Origin of the sequence: Curtobacterium sp. MCBA15_004 (assembly GCF_001865055.2) — a bacterium.
Lineage (GTDB): Bacteria > Actinomycetota > Actinomycetes > Actinomycetales > Microbacteriaceae > Curtobacterium.
Genome location: NZ_CP126266.1, coordinates 3050556 through 3069163, shown reverse-complemented (window position 1 = coordinate 3069163; position 18608 = coordinate 3050556). Strand labels below are relative to the sequence as shown.

Sequence of the window (18608 nt, the reverse complement as noted above, 5' to 3'; positions counted from 1 at the left end):
TCTCAGTGGGTCGGGACGGCGGCGTCGGCGGCGATGCGCTCGAGGAACGATCGGTGCGGCTGCACGAGGTGCTCCTCGGTGTAGCGGCCCTGCGTCACGGCGAGGCGGCTCCGCTCCTCGCGGTCGTAGGTCACGTCGGGCCGCGTGAAGTCGGTGTGCTCCAGGGTCGGGCGGTAGGTGCTCGGGGCGACCGTGTTCGCGTTGTAGATCTCCGGGCGGTAGATCTTCTGGAAGGTCTCCATCGTGGCGATCGTGCCGACGAGCTGCAGGTCGGAGTGGTCGTGCAGCAGGTCGCCGCGCGTGTAGAACGCGAGCGGGGCCTTGCCGCCCGGGGGCATGAAGTAGCGGACCTGCATGCCCATCCGGCCGAAGTAGTCGTCGGTCAGGGAGGAGTGCTCGTGCGCGTACTCGGCGCCGAGCACCGGGTGCACGGTGCCGGTCTGCCGGTAGGTCTGGCTCGTGGAGACGCTGATGCAGACGACGGGCTCGGCGTGGAACTCGGCGCGGAAGGCGTCGGACTCCACGAAGCGCTGGAAGAGCTGGCCGTGCAGGTGGCCGAAGTCGTCGGGCAGGCCGACGGTCTTGTCGAGGGTCGGCAGCAGCACGGCGAAGTCGTAGTCGCGCAGGTACGACGAGAAGTTGTTGCCGAGGATGCCCTGGTGGCGCTCGCCGGTCTGCTGGTCGACGATCGTGACGTCGAGCATCTCGAGCAGCGGGAACGCGACGGCGGCACCGTCGTCGACGAAGTGCGCGGTGACCGAGACGATGTCGAGCTCGACGTGGAAGCGGTCGGTGACGTCGCCGTCCGACGACGCCAGGTCGTTCGCGCGGCGGTCGATCATCGCGAGTGCGCTGCGGAGGTTCTGCTGCCGGTGTTCGCCGCGTGCCAGGTTGGCGAAGTTCGTGGTCAGCCGGGAGCTGTCGGCGGGGGAGTAGTCCTCGTCGAAGCGGGTCCGGGTGATGCTGAAGGTGAGGTCGTTCGCCATGCTCGGCATTCCGTACGTCGTGCGCCCGAGGGCACTGGGAAGGTGTCCCTCGATCATGACGGCGGAGCGGAGTCATCAGGTAATACCGAGACGCTATGCGCTGCTATAGCCTCGGCCTATGGCTCGGGTCGCGAACGACATCACCCTGCAGCAGCTGCGGTACTTCATCGAGGTCGCCTCGGAGGGCTCGATCAGCGCGGCCGCCGACCTGCTCTACGTGTCGCAGCCGACGATGTCCGCAGCGATGAAGGACCTCGAGACGCGGATCGGGCGCCCCCTGTTCACCCGGTCGGCCCGGGGCGTGGTGCTCACCGTCGACGGGGTCGAGTTCCTTGGGTACGCCCGGCAGGTCGTCGAACAGGTCTCCCTGCTCGAGCAGCGCTACGTCGGACGGCAGGCCTCGCGGCGGCTGCTCGGGGTCTCCGCGCAGCACTACTCGTTCGCCGTGGAGGCCTTCGTCCGCATGGTCGAGGCGGCGGCCGCGGACGAGTACGAGTTCTCGCTCCGGGAGACCCGCACGTGGGACATCATCGAGGACGTCCGGACCCTGCGGAGCGAGGTCGGGATCCTGTACCGCAACGACTTCAACCGGCAGGTGCTCGGCAAGCTCATGCGGGACGCCGGGGTCGTGTTCACGCCGCTGTTCGTCGCGCAGCCGCACATCTTCGTCGCGCGGCGCAACCCGCTCGCCTCGCAGGAGCGGGCCACGCTCGACGACCTCGCCGACCTGCCCCGCCTGACCTTCGACCAGGGCGCCAACAACTCCTTCTACCTGGCGGAGGAGATCCTGTCGACGATGTCGAGCAAGCGCGAGATCCGCGTCGCGGACCGGGCGACGATCTTCAACCTCATGATCGGCCTCGGCGGGTACACGATCTCGACGGGGCTGATCAGCGACGACCTGGACCCGGAGATCGTCGCGATCCCGCTCGACGTCGACGAGCGCATCGAGATCGGGTGGATCGCGCACGCGTCGGTGCCGCTCACCGTGCAGGCGCAGACGTACCTGGACGAGCTGCGCGCGGTGGTCGTCAGCTACGGGGTGGAGCCGCTGGGCTAGGCCCGGTGGTCCGGCCTGCGTCCGCAGGCCGGGTGGCGACCGGCCTGGCGGCGTGGCCTGCGTCCGTCAGGCGGGTCGCGCGAGTGCGGTGACGGACCGGGAGGCGCGACCTGCGTCGGTCAGGTGGGGCGCGTGGGTGCGGTGACCGGCCTGGAGGCGCGGCTTGCGTCGGTCAGGTGGGTTGCGCGGGTGCGGTGATCGAGCTCGAGGCGCGGCTGCGTCGGTCAGGTAGGTCGCGCCTCCAGGCCGTGGCCCGCTAGCGCCGGACCGGACCGAGCGTCGCGCTCTTCGGTTCGCGTCCGTCGCCGGACGACCGTCCGGTCAGGCGCCGGCCGACCCAGGGGAGGACGTGGACGCGGAGGTGTTCGATCGTGGACGCGCGCGCCGCGAGCGTCGTCGTGTCGTCCCAGTCCGGGACGTCGACGCCGAGCGCCGCGAGGACGTTGGCCGCGACCCGCCGGTGCCCGAGTGTGTTCAGGTGGAGGCGGTCCGGTGCCCACAGCGCGATGTCGTGGAAGACCGGGTCCGACCAGTTGTCCACGACGGTGACGTGCGGTCGGTCCGCCCAGCTGCGGATGTGGTCCGCGTACTCGTCGCCTCGTCGGCGGATGAGCCGTCCGAGGGGGAGGTGCTGGGTCATGTCGGCGACCGTGACGAAGAGGACGTCGGCTCCCGCGGCCACGGCGGCGTCCAGGCCGGCCGCGATCCGTCTCGCGTTCGCGGCGATCGACACCTTCGGGCGGATGATGTCGTTGTTGCCGCCGCTGATGCTGAGCAGGTCCGGCGCGAGGCGCAGTGCTGCCGGGAGCTGTTCGTCGAGGATGGGCGTGAGGAGCTTGCCGCGGACCGCGAGGTTCGCGTAGGTCACCTGCTCGTCGGTGGCTGCTGAGAGCCCTCCGGCGACGAGGTCGGCCCACCCTCGGGGCGAACCGTCGGACCAGTCGTCGCCGACCCCTTCGGCGAAGCTGTCGCCGACCACCGCGAACTTCGTGTGCATCGTCGTCATCCTCCCACCGCCGCCCGAGCGCGTTCCCGGACATGGGCCGCCGTCGCTCGGCGGCCTGATCACCCGGCCCCCGGCGGCCCGGCCACTCGGTCGCGCGTCGCGCGTGCGTGGACGGGCCGCCGGGGCGACCGCTCAGCTCGTCGGGACGACGTCCCAGTGCTCGCGGATCAGGCCGCCGTCGACGCGGAACAGGTCGGCCGCGAGCAACGGGGCGTCCGGTGCCGCGCCGACCGGCTGCGAGAACGTCCACACGATGTCACCGTCCGCGAGTGAGATGACGGACTGCTGCGCGGGGAACTGCGCGCCGCTGCCGAACAGCTGCTTCAGTGCGGCGGTGCCGTTCGGTGCGACGGGGTTGTGCTGCAGGTACGCGGGGTCGAAGTCGCGGTCGAGCACGGACACGTCGTGGTCGCGGAACAGGGTGTCGTAGGCGGACACCGCGAAGGTGCGGTTGCGCTCCTCCTGGCGCTCGGACGGCGCCGGGGCCGGCCGCGCGGGGCGGTACAGGTCGCTGAACATGGTGTTCGTGTTGCCGCTCGCCGGGGTGCCGGTGGCGATCGGCTGGTCGAGGGACCAGTGCTCGACGACCCGGCCGTCGCGCAGTCGGAACAGGTCGACCGCGGCGTCTCCGCGACGCTCGTCACGGACGTCCGGGGCGACCTGCCAGTGCACGGCGACCAGGTCGCCGTCGGCGGCGATGTGCTTCACGACGGCCTGGGCGCCGGGGACGCGGGTGCGGTCGGCGGCGAACTCGGCCAGGACACCGGCGGGCCCGGCAGCAGCCCCGCTCGTGTGCGTGACCGCGTCCGGGGCGACGAGCGCCTGCGCCAGGCGCCGTGCGGCTGGGCTGGTCGGGTCCGCGAAGGTCCGCGTCAGGAGCGCGCGGACGGCGCAGCGGTTGCGGTGTTCGGTCGCGGTGTCGTACCGCGAGGCGGTGGTCCCGCCGTCGGCGACGGTGTTCGTGGCGGCGGTCGCGGTGCCGGCTGCCGCGCTCGCGCTGGCGGTGACGGGGGCGCTGAGTCCGGCGAGCAGGGCGCCGGTGACCAGGGCCGTACCGCTCACGAGGGCGGCGCGGCGGCGGGTGGGGTGCTTCGTCGTGGGCTGCATGGCGACGACGGTAGGTCGGGCGTCCACTGGTCGGAAGGACGCACTTCTCCGTACGGTACTGACATGGACGTCGGAATCGTGGCCCCTGACGGATCGATCGACACCACCGCGGACGAACCGGTCCGGTTCCCCGCGGCGTGTCCGACGCGAGTGGTGCTCAGCCACGTGACGAGCCGCTGGGGCGTCCTCGTCCTGCTCGCGCTGCGGGACGGCCCCGTGCGCTGGGGCGAGCTGCGCCGGACGATCGAGGGCGTCAGCGAGAAGATGCTCGCCTCGACGCTCCGGACCCTCGAGCACGACGGCATCGTGCACCGCGAGGCACAGCCCACGGTGCCGCCGCGGGTGGACTACTCGCTGACGGAGTCCGGGCACGAGCTCGCCGAGCGCCTCGTCCCGCTCATGGAGTGGCTCGTCGAGCACGCGGACGGGATCGTGGACCGGGGGCGGCCCGGCGGGGTGGGGCGGGGCACCGACGGCGCGTGAGCACCGCGCACAGCCCATGCTCCGGCGGCTCGGGCTCGTCGCCGTGGGCGCCGAGCCGAATGCGCGGGGCGTGGGACCGGGCGCCGGCGGTCCTGCAGACGTGACCGGAGGACGGACGGGAGGCGCGGTGCCAGGCGGCACCGCGCCTCCCGTCCGTCCCGGCGACCGTCCCGCGGTCCGCAGGCCGAGAGGTGTCGTCAGGGCGACGCCGCCTCCCGGCCGACCAGCGGGCCGTGACGCCGCTCCGGCGGGTCCCGTTTCCGGGCGGTCGTGCCCGCGGCAGCACCTCAGACGCGCGTCGCCTCGACCACCACGTTGTCGACCGACGGCCGCCCGTCCGGCCGTTGCAGGCACGTCACGACGACGAGGCGCCCCGGGGTGTCCGCCCAGACCGCTGCGTCGGCGGGGAGGTCGCGCTTGGCGACCGTCTCCGACCGCGTCACGCGGTACGTGACGTCGTCGACCGTGACCGTGGCCCCCACGGCGACGCGGGCCCGGCCGTGCGCGACGTCGATCAGGGCGTTGCCCGGACCGACACCCCCGCCGCGCAGCGAGTGCATCGCGACGAAGACGGTGCCGTGGGCCGCCGCCGACGGCTCGACGCCGAGGTTCCGGACCCAGTACGCCGACGTGGACCCCGGCGGTTCGACGACCCCGTCGGCCACGTCCAGCGCACCGAGGGGGACGTCGAGCCCGACCGACGGCACCGTGAACCGGCCGTGCCCCGACGGCGTCGCCGAGGCCGCGGGCTCCGGCGGCGGCCCGTCGAGCCGCACGGGGTCGCCGGCGAGGTCGACGCCCGTCGTCGTCGCGGTCCCGTGCGCGTGCGGGGTCAGGAGCTCGACCCCGGCGACGGCGATCATCGCCACCGCGACGACCGCCGCGAGGGCGGTGAGGCGAGCGCCCCACCGCCCCCGCGGGAACGTGCCGGTCACTCAGTGCCCCGCGCTGCGACGGGAGCGGATGCGGAGCGCACCCGTACCGCCGAGGACGAGGGCGCCGAGGCCACCGAGGGCCAGCCAGGGTGCGTCGTCCCGACCGCCGGTGACCGTGCCGCCGGTCACGACGGACGGGCCGACCGCAGCCGTGGTCGCCGTCCCCGCGACCGATCCGGAGGCCGTCGTCGTCGTCGCCGACACGACCGTCAGCGCGAGCGGGTCGCTGACCGCGGTGCCCGTCGCGTCGGCGAGGAACAGGGTGTGCGCGCCGGGAGCGAGGTCGGCGGGCAGCGTGACCGTGGCGCTGACGGTGCCGTCCTGGGCGGCGGTCACGCGGCCGAGCACCCGCGGGGTCGAGTGCACGACGACCTGGTACGACGCGCCGGGCGTCAGTCCGCTGCTGCCGACCGTGACGGTCGACCCGGGCGTGAGCGCGCCGTGCGCCCCGAGGGCCAGCGTCGGGCGGGCGACGTGCACCCGGTAGGTCGTCGTCGTGGTGCCGTCCTCCGCGGTCACGGTGACGACGGCGGTGTCGCCCTGCACCGCGACCGTCGACCGGGCGGAGGGGTCCGTCGTCGACACGTGGACGTCGGTGTCCGAGAGCGTGGCGACCGGGGCGGTGACCGTCGCACCCGCGGCGGTCGCGGCTGCGTCGAGCGGCACCGTGACACCGTCGACCGTGATCGCCGATGCGGAGGCGTCGTCGGACACGAGGAAGCGGGCGCGCAGGGCGGCTTCCTCGTCGGCGGTCACACCGATCGTCCTGGACAGGTACGAGTCCATCCCGGCGTACTTCGTCGCGACGTCGTGCTCGAAGGTGCCCTGCAGCAGCGCGGGTGTCGCCCACGTGACCCCGAGCTGCGTGTTCGAGAGCAGGTAGTCGTGGAGGATGTCCGCACTGCCGACGCCGAGGACCCGGTCGAGCAGGTCGACCACGGTCCCGGTGCGGTCCATGCCGTGCGAGCAGTGCACGAGCACGGTGCCGCTGGTGTGGGTCGCGAGGATCTGCAGGACCTGCGCGTACGCGGTGATCATCGGGCCGCGGTCGGTCGCGTCCACGTAGCCCTTGTCGACGAGGTCGTGGTACATCGCGGTGTCGTCGCTGTAGTCGCCGTCGGCGCCGAACATCGAGATGTGGACCTCCTGCGCGCCGGGGATCGCCACGTCCGGCTTCGCCGCGACCTGGTCGGGCGTGCGGAGGTCGACGACGAGGTCGACGTGGTACTCGCTCGCGAGCGTCTGCGCACCGGCTGCCGTGACCTTGTCGAGCGACTCCGACCGGATGAGGCGGGAGGCGTCGACCCGCTGGCCGCCGAGTCCGGTGAAGGCACCGAGCTCGCGACCGTTCACCAGCCCCGGGACGTCGGTGATCGGGTGGTCCTGGGCGGTCAGGGCCGGTTGGAGGTCGGAGTCGGCGTGGGCGGCTGACGAGAGCCCGACGGTGCCGAGGACTGCGGCAGCTGCGACGGCGGTGGCGCTCGCGCGGAGGAGCGCGGACGGGCGGACGGGACGGCGGGACACGGTTCTCCTCGGGGGACGGGGCACGGGGGAGTCGCCCGGGAGCACCGGACGGCCCGCGGAGCAGCGTGACGAGGTCGCCCGTCGCGTGGGTGAACGGCCATGGACCGTCGGGTTGCCACCACATGAGGCAGGGCTCAGGTGGGTGGGCCCGCGCCGCCGACCCGGCGCGGCGTTCCGCCGTGCCACCTGACGGACGGGAGGCGCGGTGCGGGCCGGCACCGCGCCTCCCGTCCGTCAGGTGGTGACGCGCCGTCGCTCGGTGGCCGGTGCGGTGCGGAGGACGAGCCCGTGTCGGTGGGTGGTGAGGGTCACCGACCGGACGGTCCCGAAGGGGTCGCCGTCGAGTTGGAGACGCTCCGCGGCGTCGAGGTCGATGTGGAGCGTCCGCGCACGTGTCGTGGGCAGCACACGTGAGGGCGGCAGGAACCGGGACAGGAACCGCCCGGTGCGCGTGCGGGAGGAGAACCGGGCGAGGGTCAGGGTGGTGCCGATCGCGGTCCAGCCGAACCAGCCCGTCGGGCGGAACGCGACGGCGTCGAGGATGCCGTCGTCGGGTGCCGCGCGGGGGAGCAGCAGCACGCCGGCGGTGAGACTGCCGCAGTTGCCGACGATGACCGTGTGCGCCCGCATCGTCCGCGTGGGACCGGAGTCCAGCCGGTAGTGCACGGGGATCTGCCGGTTGCCGATGATCGACCGCGCGATCGGGTCCGAGTACGCCACCCAGCCGAAGCGACGCTTGACCCACGCGTTCGTGTCCGCGGCCATGCTCGCGTCGAGACCGATGCCCGCCATCACGAGGAAGGCGTGCGTGGTCGTGGTGCCCTCGTCGTCCGTCAGTGCGGCGAGCCCGACGTCGATGGGCCGGTCCACCCCGGTGAACGCGGCGGCGACGGCACCCGCGGTGTCGCCCCGGGGGAGGCCGAGGTTGCGCGCGAACAGGTTGCCCGTCCCGCTCGGGACCAGCGTCACGGGGATCCCCGTCCCGCGGAGCTCCTCCGCGACGACCCGCAGGGTGCCGTCCCCGCCGGCGACGAGGACGACGTCCGGCTCGGCGGCGACCGTTGCGCGCGCCGCGGCGCGACCGTCGTCCTCGGCGGCGGTCTCGAACCAGTGGGTCCCGGGAGACCAGTGGTTGCGCCGTGCCTCGGCGTCCACGAGCGCCCGGAGACGTTCCCGGTCGTGCTTCACCGGGTTGACGACGACCGCGGCGACGCGCTGCGGCCTCGACGTGCTCACGGACGCGAGGGTCGGTCGGCCCGCGCGGCCTTGTTCGCGGAACGACGGAGTGCGCCGAAGACGACGGTGGCGACGAACAGGACGATGCCGATGATCGCGAGCCAGAGCAGCCCCTTCAGGGCGAAGCCGACGATGGACAGGATCAGCCAGAGGGCGAGGAGGACGACGACGGTCTTCACGGTGGTTCCTTCAGTGGATGCGGAGTTCGGAGACGAGCGGGCAGGTGAACGGGTCGCGGGCGGCGAGGCCGACACGGTTGAGGTACCGCACGACGATCCCGTAGGACCGCAGCAACGTCGTCTCGGTGTACGGCACGTCCAACGTGTCGCAGTGGTCCCGGACCAGCAGCCGCGCCTGCTTCAACGCGGGCCGCGGCATCGACGGGAACAGGTGGTGCTCGACCTGGTAGTTCAACCCACCCATCAGGAACGACACCCACCAACCCCCACGGATGTTGCGGGACGTGCGGACCTGACGGGAGAAGAAGTCGACCTTCGCGTCGTGCGCGATCGTGGGCATGCCCTTGTGGTTCGGCGCGAACGAGGCACCCATCATCACCCCGAACACCGCGAGCTGGACCCCGAGGAACGCACACGCCATCCCGAACGGCAGGAACCAGAACACCACCGTCAGGTAGATCGCGAACCGCGCCGCCAGCAGCACCCCCTCCAGCACCCGGCCCTTCGTGTCCGGACGACCCCCGGCACCACGCACCACCGACACGACCGCGTGCCGGTGCAGGTTGATGCCCTCGAGGGTCAGCAGCGGGAAGAACAACCACCCCTGGAACCGCAGGAACGTGCGCATCAGCGGACCGCGGGCAGCAGCGGCGTCCTCGGGCAGGAACCGGATCCCGTCGGGCGCGATGTCGGGGTCCTTGCCCACCGTGTTCGGGTTCCCGTGGTGCCGGGTGTGCTTGTTCATCCACCACGAGTACGACAACCCGACCAGGAACGTGCCGATCCACCGGCCGGCGTGGTCGTTCCACTTCTGCGAGTCGAACACCTGCCGGTGCGCGGCCTCGTGCGACAGGAACGCGAACTGCGTGAACACCACACCCAGCGCACCCGCCACGATCAACTGGAACCACGAGTCACCCAACAACGCGAACGCCACCCAGCACGCAGCCGTGGCGACGACCAGCGCCGAGAAGAGCGCCCAGTAGAAGCCTCGACGCCGGCGCAGGAGCCCGGCCTCCTTCACCTGGGCGAGCAGGGCGGAGTAGGTGGACGTACCTCCGGTCCGGGCGCCGCCAGGGGTGGCGCCGGTCGTGCGGTAGTGGCCGGCCATGGTGTCCTCGGCGGTCACGGTGTTCCTTTCGTGCTTCCTGACGGTGTCAGGTCCGGGGGCGTCCCGGCTCGCGGTCGCGGTCGTCGGTTCGAGGAGTGGAGAACGGGGCGGTGTCCACCGGACCGGACGGCCCGGTGGTCGTGGTGCTGGTCGACGGTGCCGCGGGTGCACCGGTACGACGCGACGCACCGGTGCGTGTGCCGTCGTGGTGCTGCTCCATGCCTGTGCCTCCCGTTGTGCGACTGGAACGAGGGATCGTTCCGGCAACCGGGGTCAGGGGTGGCTCGTCCATCACGGTAGAACGAGCGGCCGAGGCCGCGCAAGTCCCCGGGCTCCGGCGCGTCGGGGTCGTCGGGGACCCCGTCCGACGACCGGTTACGGTGGTGGCCGGACCAGGAGGAGGCCGCCCGCCGATGATCGAGACCCGCGAGACACGACTCGTCGAGACCTTCGTGACGCTGACCGACAACCTCGTCGCCGACTACGACGTCCTGGACGTCCTGCAGACCCTCGTCGACCGGTCGGTGGAGCTCTTCGACGCCGCCGCAGGGGCGATCCACCTGCTGAACCGGGACGGTGTCCTCGAGGTGGCGGCCTCCACCAGCGAGCGCAGCGAGTTCATCGGGCTCCTCCAGCTGAACGCCGGCGAGGGGCCGTGCATCGCCGCGGTGACCTCCGGTGAACTGGTGACGTCGGAGGACGTCGGGTCGCTGACCGAGCGGTGGCCCCGGTTCGCCGCGGCGTCGAGGGACCACGGGTACCGGAGCGTCCACGCGATCCCGTTGCGGCTCCGTGAGGAGGTCATCGGATCGCTGAACCTGTTCCGCGAGATGGAGGGGGCGCTCAACGGCGCCGACGCCCGGGCAGCGCAGGCGCTCGCGGACGTCGCGACGATCAGCATCCTGCAGCAGCGGACCATGCAGGACGCCGCCGTCACCGCCGAGCAGCTGCAGCACGCGCTGGACGCCAAGGTCCCCGTCGAGCAGGCGAAGGGCTACGTCGCGCGCGCCCTGTCGGTCGACGTGGACACGGCCCGCGAGGTCCTCCGCGGGTACGCCCGACGGACCCAGCGCAAGCTCAGTGCCGTGGCCGTCGAGGTGGCCGACGGGGAACTCACGCTGGACGAGCTGGTCGCGGGTGCGACCGGCGGGTCCGTGCCGGACGACCGCGGCTGAGCGCGGCGCGGCACGGACGCTGCCGGACGGATCCGTCAGTTCCCGTGCTGGCCGCGGCGCGTGCGCGTGCTCGCGCTCCGGATCGCGCTCGCGCTCCGGCGGTGACGGGCGACCAGCGCGAGACCGAGGCCCGCCGCCAGCAACGCTCCGGCGATGCCGAGCGGCACCGTCGGGTCGCTGCCGGTGAAGGCGAGCTCGCCGTTCGGGGTGCCACCGCCCGAGCCTGCGCCGGCGGTCGGGGTCCCACTGGGCGCCGTGGCCGGCGCGGTGGGCGTCGGTGCGGTCGCGGGAGCGGTCGGCGTGGTCGTGGCCGACGGCTGCACGGTGATCGTCACGGTCTGGGTGGCGTCGGGCGCGGTGCCGTTGGAGGCGGTCACGGTGACGGTGGCGGCACCCGGCGTGGTCGGGGTGCCCGAGACGACGCCGGTGGTGCTGTCGATGGTCAGGCCGGCGGGCAGTCCCGTCGCGGTGAACGTCGGGGAGGGCGTGCCCGTCGCGGTGACGGTGTACGAGTACGGGGTCCCGGCGGTCGCGGGGGTCGGAGCGCCGGACGTGATGGTCGGCGCGACCGTCTGCGAGGGCGTGCCCGGCGTCGGGCAGCCGGTGGGGGCCGTGATGGTGTTGGTGTCGAGGGTCACGGCACCGGTCCGGGCCAACAGGCGACCGACGACCGTCGCGCCGGTGGTCGCGGTCACGGACTGCTGCGCGAGCACGGTGCCGCGGAACTGCGCTCCGGTGCCGATGGTCGCGGAGCTGCCGACCTGCCAGAACACGTTGCAGGAGCTCGCGCCGCCGGTGATCGTGATGCGTGTCGCGGAGCCGATCGTGAGGGTCGACGCGGCCTGGAACACCCAGACGGAGTCGGCGCTGCCGGCGAGGGTGAGCGACCCGGTGTCCGCCAGGGAGAGCGCCCCACCCGAGTAGACCCCGGGGGACAACGACAGCCCGTCGAGCTCGGTCAGGCCGGTCTGTGCGGGGGTGAGCGACGCGGCGACGTCGTACGCGGTGGTCGTGTCCCGCTGCGCCTGGGCGGCCGCGGCGTCCGTCTGGTGCACGGTGCCGTTCACGACGCCGTCGGGAGCCGCGCCGAACCCGGTGATCGAGGTGCCGGGCGAGACGCCGAGGTCGCCGTCGACCACGGTCGGACCGGTGTTCGTGACGGCGCTCGCACCGAGGACGCCGTAGGTCGCGGCGGTGCCGAGGTCCACCGGCCCGTCGAGCACCGTCGCAGCGGACGCCGCCGACGTGCTCATCACCGCCAGGGACGCGGCGAGTCCGATGCCGGTGAGGGCGAAGAGGGTGGGGCGGAGGAAACGGGACGTGGCCATGGAAGGCACCTGTCTGGGACGGGGAGGCACTCGGCGAACGTCGACGACGCGCACGTGATCCCCGGTCTCCGAAGTATGCGCGCGGCCGGACAGGAGGACGAGGGTCCCAGCGGGATGCACCGCGCACTGCCAGGAACCACGTCGCGTGGACAGCGAGCGCACCCGCCGCTGTCAGCGGCTCACCGGTCCGGCGACGTGCTCCGGCGACGACCACGGACGACGGCCGCGGACACGAGCACCGCGCCCACCATCGCCGGGTGGGCGCTGACCGCCGCGTACCCGAGGGCGTCCGTCGGGCTCAGCCACTGCGTGGTCCCCGTCGTCCACGACACCCGCTGCACGACCGCGAACACGGTGACCAGGAGCACCACCGCCCCGGCGGTGACACCCACCGTCGGCCAGCGTGTGCCGACGGCCACGGCGGCCGCACCGACGAGGGCGAGTCCGGCGAGCACCAGCGGGTGGGTGGTCGAGTCGCCGCCGAGCGGGGCCGTCGCGATCACCGCGACGACGTACACGGCGACGACGCCGACGACGAGCCCGGTGCCGATCCGCGCTGCGAGCCGGAACCGGTGTCCTGCCCGGAGTCCTCCGGCCGTGATCTCCGACGTCGTCATGGTCTGCCCCCTCCACCGGCGCGTCGTCGTGCCGGGGTACCAGGGTCGCACGTCGGACGGGGCCACGGACAGACCCGCCTGTGTGGTGTCCCCGTGCGGTGTCGTCCCCGGTGGTGCTCGGCCGAGCCGGTGCTACCGGTCCGTCGGGTCCGGCTCGAGGGCTGCGAGGACCGCGGTCCGGAACGCCCCCGGGCCGAGGAGCTCGTGGTCGACGAGGAGGGATCGCATGCCCGCGCGCCGGGCGCCGGCGACGTCCCGCTCGGCGTCGTCGCCGACGAAGAGGCACTCGGACGCGCTGACGCCGAGGTCGCTCGCCAGGGCGGCGAACGCGCGCACGTCGGGCTTCTGGAACCCGGTGCGCCCGGAGACGTGCACCACGTCGAACGCGTCGGGGAGACCCGTCACGGCGAGCTTGTCACGCTGCTGCTCCTCCGTCCCGTTCGTCAGCAGACCGAGGCGGTAGCCGCGCGACCGGAGTTCGTCGAGCAGTCCCCGGCTCCCGGGGAAGGCGCGCCAGGCCGCCCGGTACCGCCGGAGGTAGCCGGCGAACAACTCGTCGAGGCGGTCGTCGTCTCCGTCGCGGCCGTCGAGCGCGTGGCCGAGCGGCGGGAGCACCGCGCGCAGGCGCTCCCGCCGCTGTTCGGCGAAGCCGATCTCCCCCGAGCGCCACCGTTCGAACTGGTCGTCCTCGGCGTCGGACCAGGCGCGGAGCGCCGCCTCGGACGCGGGCAGGCCGAGGCTCGTCAGGAACCCGGACGCACCGGTTCGGGCCGCTCCGCGGTGGTCGAGGAGGGTGCCGTCCAGGTCGAACCCGACCGCTCGGAGGTGCCGCACGTCTGCAGGCTACCGCCGACGTGACGGACTGCTGCGCGCCTCCCGACCGGGGTGGCGGGGAGCGCGGTCGCACGGCCTCCCGCCATCTCCTGCAGGATCCGGTGGACCTGGCGGCTGTAGCCGGACTCGTTGTCGTACCAGACGTACAGGACCACGTGCTCGGAGCCGTCGGCGATCGTCGCGAGCCCGTCGACGACGCCGGCGCGGCGACTGCCGAGGAAGTCGGTCGACACGACCTCGGGGGACTCGACGTAGTCGATCTGCCGCCGGAGCGACGACGTCAGCGACGCGTCACGGAGCAGGCCGTTCAGCTCGTCGCGGCCGACCGCACGGGCGAGCGTCAGGTGCAGGACGGCGAGCGAGACGTTCGGCGTCGGGACCCGGACGGCGTTGCCCGTGAGGCGCCCGCGCAGCTCGGGCAGGGCCTTCTCGGCCGCCCGTGCCGCGCCGGTGGCGGTGATGACCATGTTCAGTCCGGCCGCGCGTCCGCGGCGGTCGGCGGGGTGGTAGTTGTCCACGAGGTTCTGGTCGTTCGTCGCCGAGTGCACGGTCTCGACGTGGCCGTGCACGACGCCGTACGCGTCGGAGACCGCCTTGAGGACGGGGACGATCGCGTTCGTGGTGCAGGACGCGGCGCTGACGACCGGCGCGTCGCCGATCGCGTCGTGGTTGATGCCGTGCACGACGTTCGGCAGGTCGCCCGTGCCCGGGGCGGTGAGCAGGACGCGGCCGGCCCCGGGGGCGAGGAGGTGCTGCTCGAGGCCCTCGGCGTCGCGCCACCGGCCCGTGGTGTCGACGACGATCGCGTCCTCGATGCCGTGTGCGCGGTAGTCGACGGCGCTCGGGGCGTCGGCCGAGATGAACTGGACGAGCGTGCCGTTCGCCGTGATGGTGTCGTGCTCGGTGTCCACCGTGACGGTGCCGGCGAAGGGGCCGTGGATCGAGTCGCGGCGGAGGAGGCTCGCACGCTTGACCAGGTCGTCGGGCCCGCGGCGGCGGACCACGACGGCACGGAGGACGAGGGGGGCGTGCTCGCCCGCGCGCTCGAGGAGGATGCGCGCGAGCATCCGACCGATGCGGCCGAAGCCGTACAGGACGACGTCGCGGGGCGCGGGTCGTGCAGCGTCTCCGGACGAGCCGCGCGCGAGGAACAGCTCGTCCTCGAGGAACTCGCGGAGAGGTGTGCCGAGCGGGTCGGCGCGGTGCCGGGCCGCCAGGTCCGCGAGGTCGACGGACGCGGACGTGACGTCCATGGTGTCGAGCTCGGTGAGGATCGCGAGGCTCTCGCTGACGGGCAGCTCGGTCTCGTCGACGCGGCGGGTGGACCGGTGTGCCTTGACGATCCCGATCGGGGACTCGCCGACGAGGGGCCGGCCGTACACCGAGGGGACGACGTCGTCACGGCGGTACAGCCGGCCGATGAGCGGGACCATCGCCTCGGCCGCGGCGAGCTTGTCGGTCCAGGCGTGCTGCAGGGCGGCACGGTCGGCGGCGGACGGTGCGTGCTCCATCAGGCCACCTGCACAGCGGGTTCGGCGGCGGGCGTCGCCGAGGCCTGCAGGGCGGCGCGACGCTCGTCGAGGACGGCGGTGAACACGGACGGCGTCCGTCCCGCGAACTCCGCGAGGAACTCCTCGGTGCGGTCGCACTCCTCGAGCCAGGAGTCCGGGTCGACGGCGAACAGGGCGTCGAGGTCCGACGGCGGGAGGTCGAGGCCGCGCACGTCGAGGTCGTCGACGTCGGGGAGCAGACCGACCGGGCTCTCGACCGCGGGCACGCTGCCCTCGACCCGGCGGGCGATCCACTCGAGCACGCGGGCGTTCTCGCGGAAGCCCGGCCAGAGGAACGAGCCGTCGTCGCCCTTGCGGAACCAGTTCACCTGGAAGACCGCAGGGGCCCCCGCGCCGAGCTGCGCACCGACGTCGAGCCAGTGCGCCCAGTGGTCGGCCATGTCGTAGCCGCAGAACGGCAGCATCGCGAACGGGTCGCGGCGGAGCTCGCCGACGGTGCCCTCGGCCGCGGCGGTGCGTTCGGACGAGACGGTCGCACCCATGAACACGCCCTCCGCCCAGGTGGGGGCCTGCGCCACGAGCGGCACGTTCGTCGAGCGTCGACCGCCGAACACGACGGCGTCGATCGGGACGCTGTGGTCGAGGTCTGCCGCGCGGGACGGGCAACGGTCGAGCGCCACGGTGAACCGGGCGTTCGGGTGCGCCGCCGGGGTCCCGCTCGCCGGGGTCCAGTCGGCACCCGTCCAGTCGACCAGGTGCGCCGGCGGCTCCGGCGTGAGGCCCTCCCACCACACGTCACCATCGTCGGTCAGGGCGACGTTGGTGAAGATCGTGTCCGCCGCGATCGTCTCGACGGCGACCGGGTTCGTGTCGACGCCGGTCCCCGGCGCGACGCCGAACAGCCCGGCCTCGGGGTTGATCGCGTGCAGCCGCCCGTCCGACCCCGGACGGAGCCAGGCGATGTCGTCACCGATCGTCTCGACCGACCACCCGGGGAGCGCCGGCTGGAGCATCGCGAGGTTCGTCTTGCCGCAGGCGGAGGGGAACGCCGCGGCCAGGTGGAACGCCCGGCCCTCGGGCGAGGTCAGCCGGATGAGCAGCATGTGCTCGGCGAGCCAGCCCTCGTCGCGCCCCATCACCGAGGCGATCCGCAGCGCGAAGCACTTCTTCGCGAGCAGGGCGTTGCCGCCGTAGCCCGAGCCGTACGACCACACCTCGCGGGTCTCGGGGAACTGCACGATGTACTTCGTCTCGTTGCAGGGCCACGCCACGTCCTCGTGCACGGTGCCGTCGTCGTCGCGGAGGGGCATCCCCACGCTGTGCACGGCCGCGACCCACGGCACGCCGGCGCCGATCGCGCGGAGCACCTCCGGACCGAGGCGGGTGGTCTTGCCCATGCTCAGGACGACGTACGCCGAGTCGGTGACCTCGACACCGAGCTGCGAGATCGGACCGCCGACCGGACCCATCGAGAACGGCACGACGTACATCGTCCGACCGCGCATGCTCCCCGCGAAGCGTCCGTCGAGCTCGGCGCGCATCGCCGTCGGATCACGCCAGAGGTTCGTCGGGCCGGCGTCCTCCGGGGTGGCCGAGCAGGTGAACGTCCGACCCTCCACCCGGGCGACGTCGCCCGGTGCCGAGCGGGCGAGGTAGCTGTTCGGTCGGCGCTCCGGGTCCAGCGCGACGAGCTTGCCCTCGTCGACGAGCTGCTGCGTGAGGCGAGCCGTCTCGTCCGGCGAGCCGTCGCACCAGACGACCGCGTCGGGGCAGGTGAGGGACGCGACCCGGGCGACCCACGCCTCCAGGGCGACACGGGGTGAACCGGGGACGGTGGCGGGGGCGGGACTCGCGTGGTTGGGATTGGTGATCATCGGCGATCTCCTCGGGGCGGGCCGGCGCGTCAGCGCCGGGCGGGACGGGCGGAGTGGTGGTGGGCGCGAAGGCGGCGGTCGGCCGACCCCGTCAGTGGGGGCCGGCCGTCGCCGTCAGCGGCGGTCGGCGGACGCTGCGGAGCGCTCGGGCTCGACGATCGTGCGGACGGTCTCGGTCGAGATGCGCTCGCGCTCGACGGGGGCGGGACCACCGTGGTCGTCGGCGGACATCGTCCGCTCGTCGAACGGCGCCGCTCCGGACAGGACCCGCTCGACCTGCTCCTTGTCGATCTGCCGGGTCCACGTGCCGACCAGGACGGTCGCGACCGCGTTGCCGGTGAAGTTCGTCAGGGCGCGGGCCTCGGACATGAACCGGTCGATGCCGACGATGAGCCCGACGCCGTTCACCAGGTCGGGGCGGTGCGCCTGCAGCCCGCCGGCGAGGGTCGCGAGGCCGGCACCGGTGACGCCCGCGGCGCCCTTCGAGGCGATGATCATGAAGACCAGGAGCGAGATCTGCTCCGGGATGTTCAGCGGGGTGCCGAGCGCGTTCGCGATGAACAGCGACGACATCGTCAGGTAGATGGCGGTGCCGTCGAGGTTGAACGAGTAGCCGGTCGGGACGGTGACGCCGACGACGGGCTTCGAGACGCCGAGGTGCTCCATCTTCGCGATGAGCCGGGGCAGGCTGACCTCGCTCGAGGAGGTCGAGACGATGAGCAGGTACTCGCGGCCGAGGTACTTCATGAGCCGGAAGATGTTCACGCCGGTCACGAGGCGGAGCAGCAGGCCGAGGACCCCGACGACGAAGACGATGCACGTGATGTAGAACGCGACCATGAGGGTGCCGAGGGCCACGAGTGCCGCGACGCCGGTGGCGCCGACCACGGCCGCGATCGCGCCGAAGGCTCCGACCGGGGCGGCCCACATCACCATCGCGAGGATGCGGAACACGAGGGCCTGCAGGTGCCGGATGCCGGTGAGGATCGGTGCGCCCTTCTCGCCCATCGCCTGGAGCGCGAAACCGACGAGCAGCGCCACGAAGAGCGTCTGCAGGATGCTGCCGCTCGTCAGCGACGACACGAGCGTGGCGGGGATGATCCCGAGCAGGAAGCCGGACGTCGACGACGCGTCCTCGGTGGAACCGGCCGGCGGGTCGTACTTCGCGGTCGACATGTCGAGGTGGTCGCCCGGGTGGATGAGGTTGCCGACGACCAGGCCGATCGCGAGGGCGAAGGTCGACATCGCGATGAAGTACCCGAGCGCGAGCCCGCCGACCTTGCCGACCGTCGCCGCCTTGGCGATCGAGCCGACACCGAGGACGATCGTGCAGAAGATGACGGGGGCGATCATCATCTTGATGAGGGCGATGAAGCCGTCCCCGATCGGCTTGAGACCGACCGCGAAGGTCGGTGCCGTGAGCCCGACCACGATGCCGGCGGCCACGGCTGCGATGACCGCGATGTAGAGCCAGTGCGAGCGGTCCAGCCCGCGACGCCGCGCAGGGCGTGCGGTGGACGAGTGCGTCGATGCCATGAGACTTCCTTGTCGTCAGGACCGGGGCGTCGTCACCTCGGTCGGCTCGTTCCCCGGTGGGGACGGGCCCACCCTGCCGCGGACCGCACACGGGAGGGGACTTGTG

At 72.9% G+C, this 18608-nt stretch carries 17 protein-coding genes; 3 read left to right on the top strand and 14 right to left on the bottom strand.

What is annotated here, in order from left to right; translation table 11 throughout:
* Positions 1 to 2: 2 nt before the first annotated feature.
* On the bottom strand, positions 3 to 986 hold the full coding sequence (locus QOL16_RS14420; protein ID WP_065963175.1) for a putative oxygenase MesX: 984 nt from the start codon (positions 984 to 986) through the stop codon (positions 3 to 5).
* 118 nt (positions 987 to 1104) lie between these two features.
* Here QOL16_RS14420 and QOL16_RS14415 point away from each other — a divergent pair, with 118 nt between their 5' ends.
* On the top strand, positions 1105 to 2046 hold the full coding sequence (locus QOL16_RS14415) for a LysR family transcriptional regulator (RefSeq protein WP_065963125.1): 942 nt from the start codon (positions 1105 to 1107) through the stop codon (positions 2044 to 2046).
* Between the two features lie 256 nt (positions 2047 to 2302).
* On the opposite strand, the gene QOL16_RS14410 is transcribed toward QOL16_RS14415, so the two are convergent.
* A complete protein-coding gene (locus QOL16_RS14410) occupies positions 2303 to 3043 on the bottom strand; it encodes an SGNH/GDSL hydrolase family protein (protein WP_254780263.1) in 741 nt (246 codons plus the stop codon).
* Between the two features lie 141 nt (positions 3044 to 3184).
* The gene (locus QOL16_RS14405) at positions 3185 to 4159 is read right to left on the bottom strand and encodes a nuclear transport factor 2 family protein (RefSeq protein WP_071284624.1); all 975 of its coding nucleotides are present in this window, start codon (positions 4157 to 4159) and stop codon (positions 3185 to 3187) included.
* Positions 4160 to 4222: 63 nt separating this feature from the next.
* On the opposite strand from QOL16_RS14405, the gene QOL16_RS14400 reads away from it, so the two are divergent.
* A complete protein-coding gene (locus tag QOL16_RS14400) occupies positions 4223 to 4642 on the top strand; it encodes a helix-turn-helix domain-containing protein (protein ID WP_083394077.1) in 420 nt (139 codons plus the stop codon).
* Between the two features lie 287 nt (positions 4643 to 4929).
* Here the strand turns inward: QOL16_RS14400 and QOL16_RS14395 are convergent, their stop codons facing one another.
* From QOL16_RS14395 to QOL16_RS14375, 5 genes are all read right to left on the bottom strand, one after another.
* On the bottom strand, positions 4930 to 5577 hold the full coding sequence (locus tag QOL16_RS14395) for a class F sortase (protein ID WP_071284626.1): 648 nt from the start codon (positions 5575 to 5577) through the stop codon (positions 4930 to 4932).
* Positions 5578 to 7101, bottom strand: coding sequence for a tyrosine-protein phosphatase (locus tag QOL16_RS14390; protein ID WP_071284628.1), 1524 nt, complete (start codon positions 7099 to 7101; stop codon positions 5578 to 5580).
* A 234-nt stretch (positions 7102 to 7335) separates the two neighbouring features.
* Positions 7336 to 8337, bottom strand: coding sequence for a diacylglycerol kinase family protein (locus QOL16_RS14385; protein WP_065964592.1), 1002 nt, complete (start codon positions 8335 to 8337; stop codon positions 7336 to 7338).
* Positions 8334 to 8516 (bottom strand): hypothetical protein, encoded by a 183-nt coding sequence (locus QOL16_RS14380; RefSeq protein WP_065964596.1) that lies wholly within the window; start codon positions 8514 to 8516, stop codon positions 8334 to 8336. The genes QOL16_RS14385 and QOL16_RS14380 overlap by 4 nt, the downstream gene beginning before the upstream one ends.
* A gap of 10 nt (positions 8517 to 8526) precedes the next feature.
* Positions 8527 to 9627, bottom strand: coding sequence for a fatty acid desaturase (locus QOL16_RS14375; RefSeq protein ID WP_370692489.1), 1101 nt, complete (start codon positions 9625 to 9627; stop codon positions 8527 to 8529).
* A gap of 413 nt (positions 9628 to 10040) precedes the next feature.
* Between QOL16_RS14375 and QOL16_RS14370 the strand changes: the two genes are divergently transcribed.
* Positions 10041 to 10802 carry a GAF and ANTAR domain-containing protein gene (locus tag QOL16_RS14370; protein WP_065964601.1) on the top strand — a complete coding sequence of 254 codons (762 nt, stop codon included), beginning with the start codon at positions 10041 to 10043 and terminating at the stop codon, positions 10800 to 10802.
* A 35-nt stretch (positions 10803 to 10837) separates the two neighbouring features.
* Here the strand turns inward: QOL16_RS14370 and QOL16_RS14365 are convergent, their stop codons facing one another.
* The 6 genes from QOL16_RS14365 to QOL16_RS14340 form a co-directional block, all read right to left on the bottom strand.
* Positions 10838 to 12130 carry an ice-binding family protein gene (locus QOL16_RS14365; RefSeq protein WP_071283705.1) on the bottom strand — a complete coding sequence of 431 codons (1293 nt, stop codon included), beginning with the start codon at positions 12128 to 12130 and terminating at the stop codon, positions 10838 to 10840.
* 179 nt (positions 12131 to 12309) lie between these two features.
* Complete coding sequence (locus QOL16_RS14360) at positions 12310 to 12747, bottom strand: hypothetical protein (protein WP_083393965.1); 438 nt, start codon at positions 12745 to 12747, stop codon at positions 12310 to 12312.
* A gap of 132 nt (positions 12748 to 12879) precedes the next feature.
* Positions 12880 to 13581, bottom strand: coding sequence for an HAD family hydrolase (locus tag QOL16_RS14355; RefSeq protein ID WP_065964605.1), 702 nt, complete (start codon positions 13579 to 13581; stop codon positions 12880 to 12882).
* Positions 13491 to 15092: a glyceraldehyde-3-phosphate dehydrogenase gene (locus QOL16_RS14350; protein WP_071283702.1), complete on the bottom strand. Its 1602-nt coding sequence runs from the start codon at positions 15090 to 15092 to the stop codon at positions 13491 to 13493. Before QOL16_RS14350 ends, QOL16_RS14355 begins: the two co-directional genes overlap by 91 nt.
* A complete protein-coding gene (locus tag QOL16_RS14345) occupies positions 15092 to 16966 on the bottom strand; it encodes a phosphoenolpyruvate carboxykinase (GTP) (protein WP_083394963.1) in 1875 nt (624 codons plus the stop codon). The genes QOL16_RS14350 and QOL16_RS14345 overlap by 1 nt, the downstream gene beginning before the upstream one ends.
* 114 nt (positions 16967 to 17080) lie before the next feature.
* Positions 17081 to 18502 carry a cation:dicarboxylate symporter family transporter gene (locus QOL16_RS14340; protein ID WP_083394962.1) on the bottom strand — a complete coding sequence of 474 codons (1422 nt, stop codon included), beginning with the start codon at positions 18500 to 18502 and terminating at the stop codon, positions 17081 to 17083.
* Positions 18503 to 18608 lie beyond the last annotated feature (106 nt).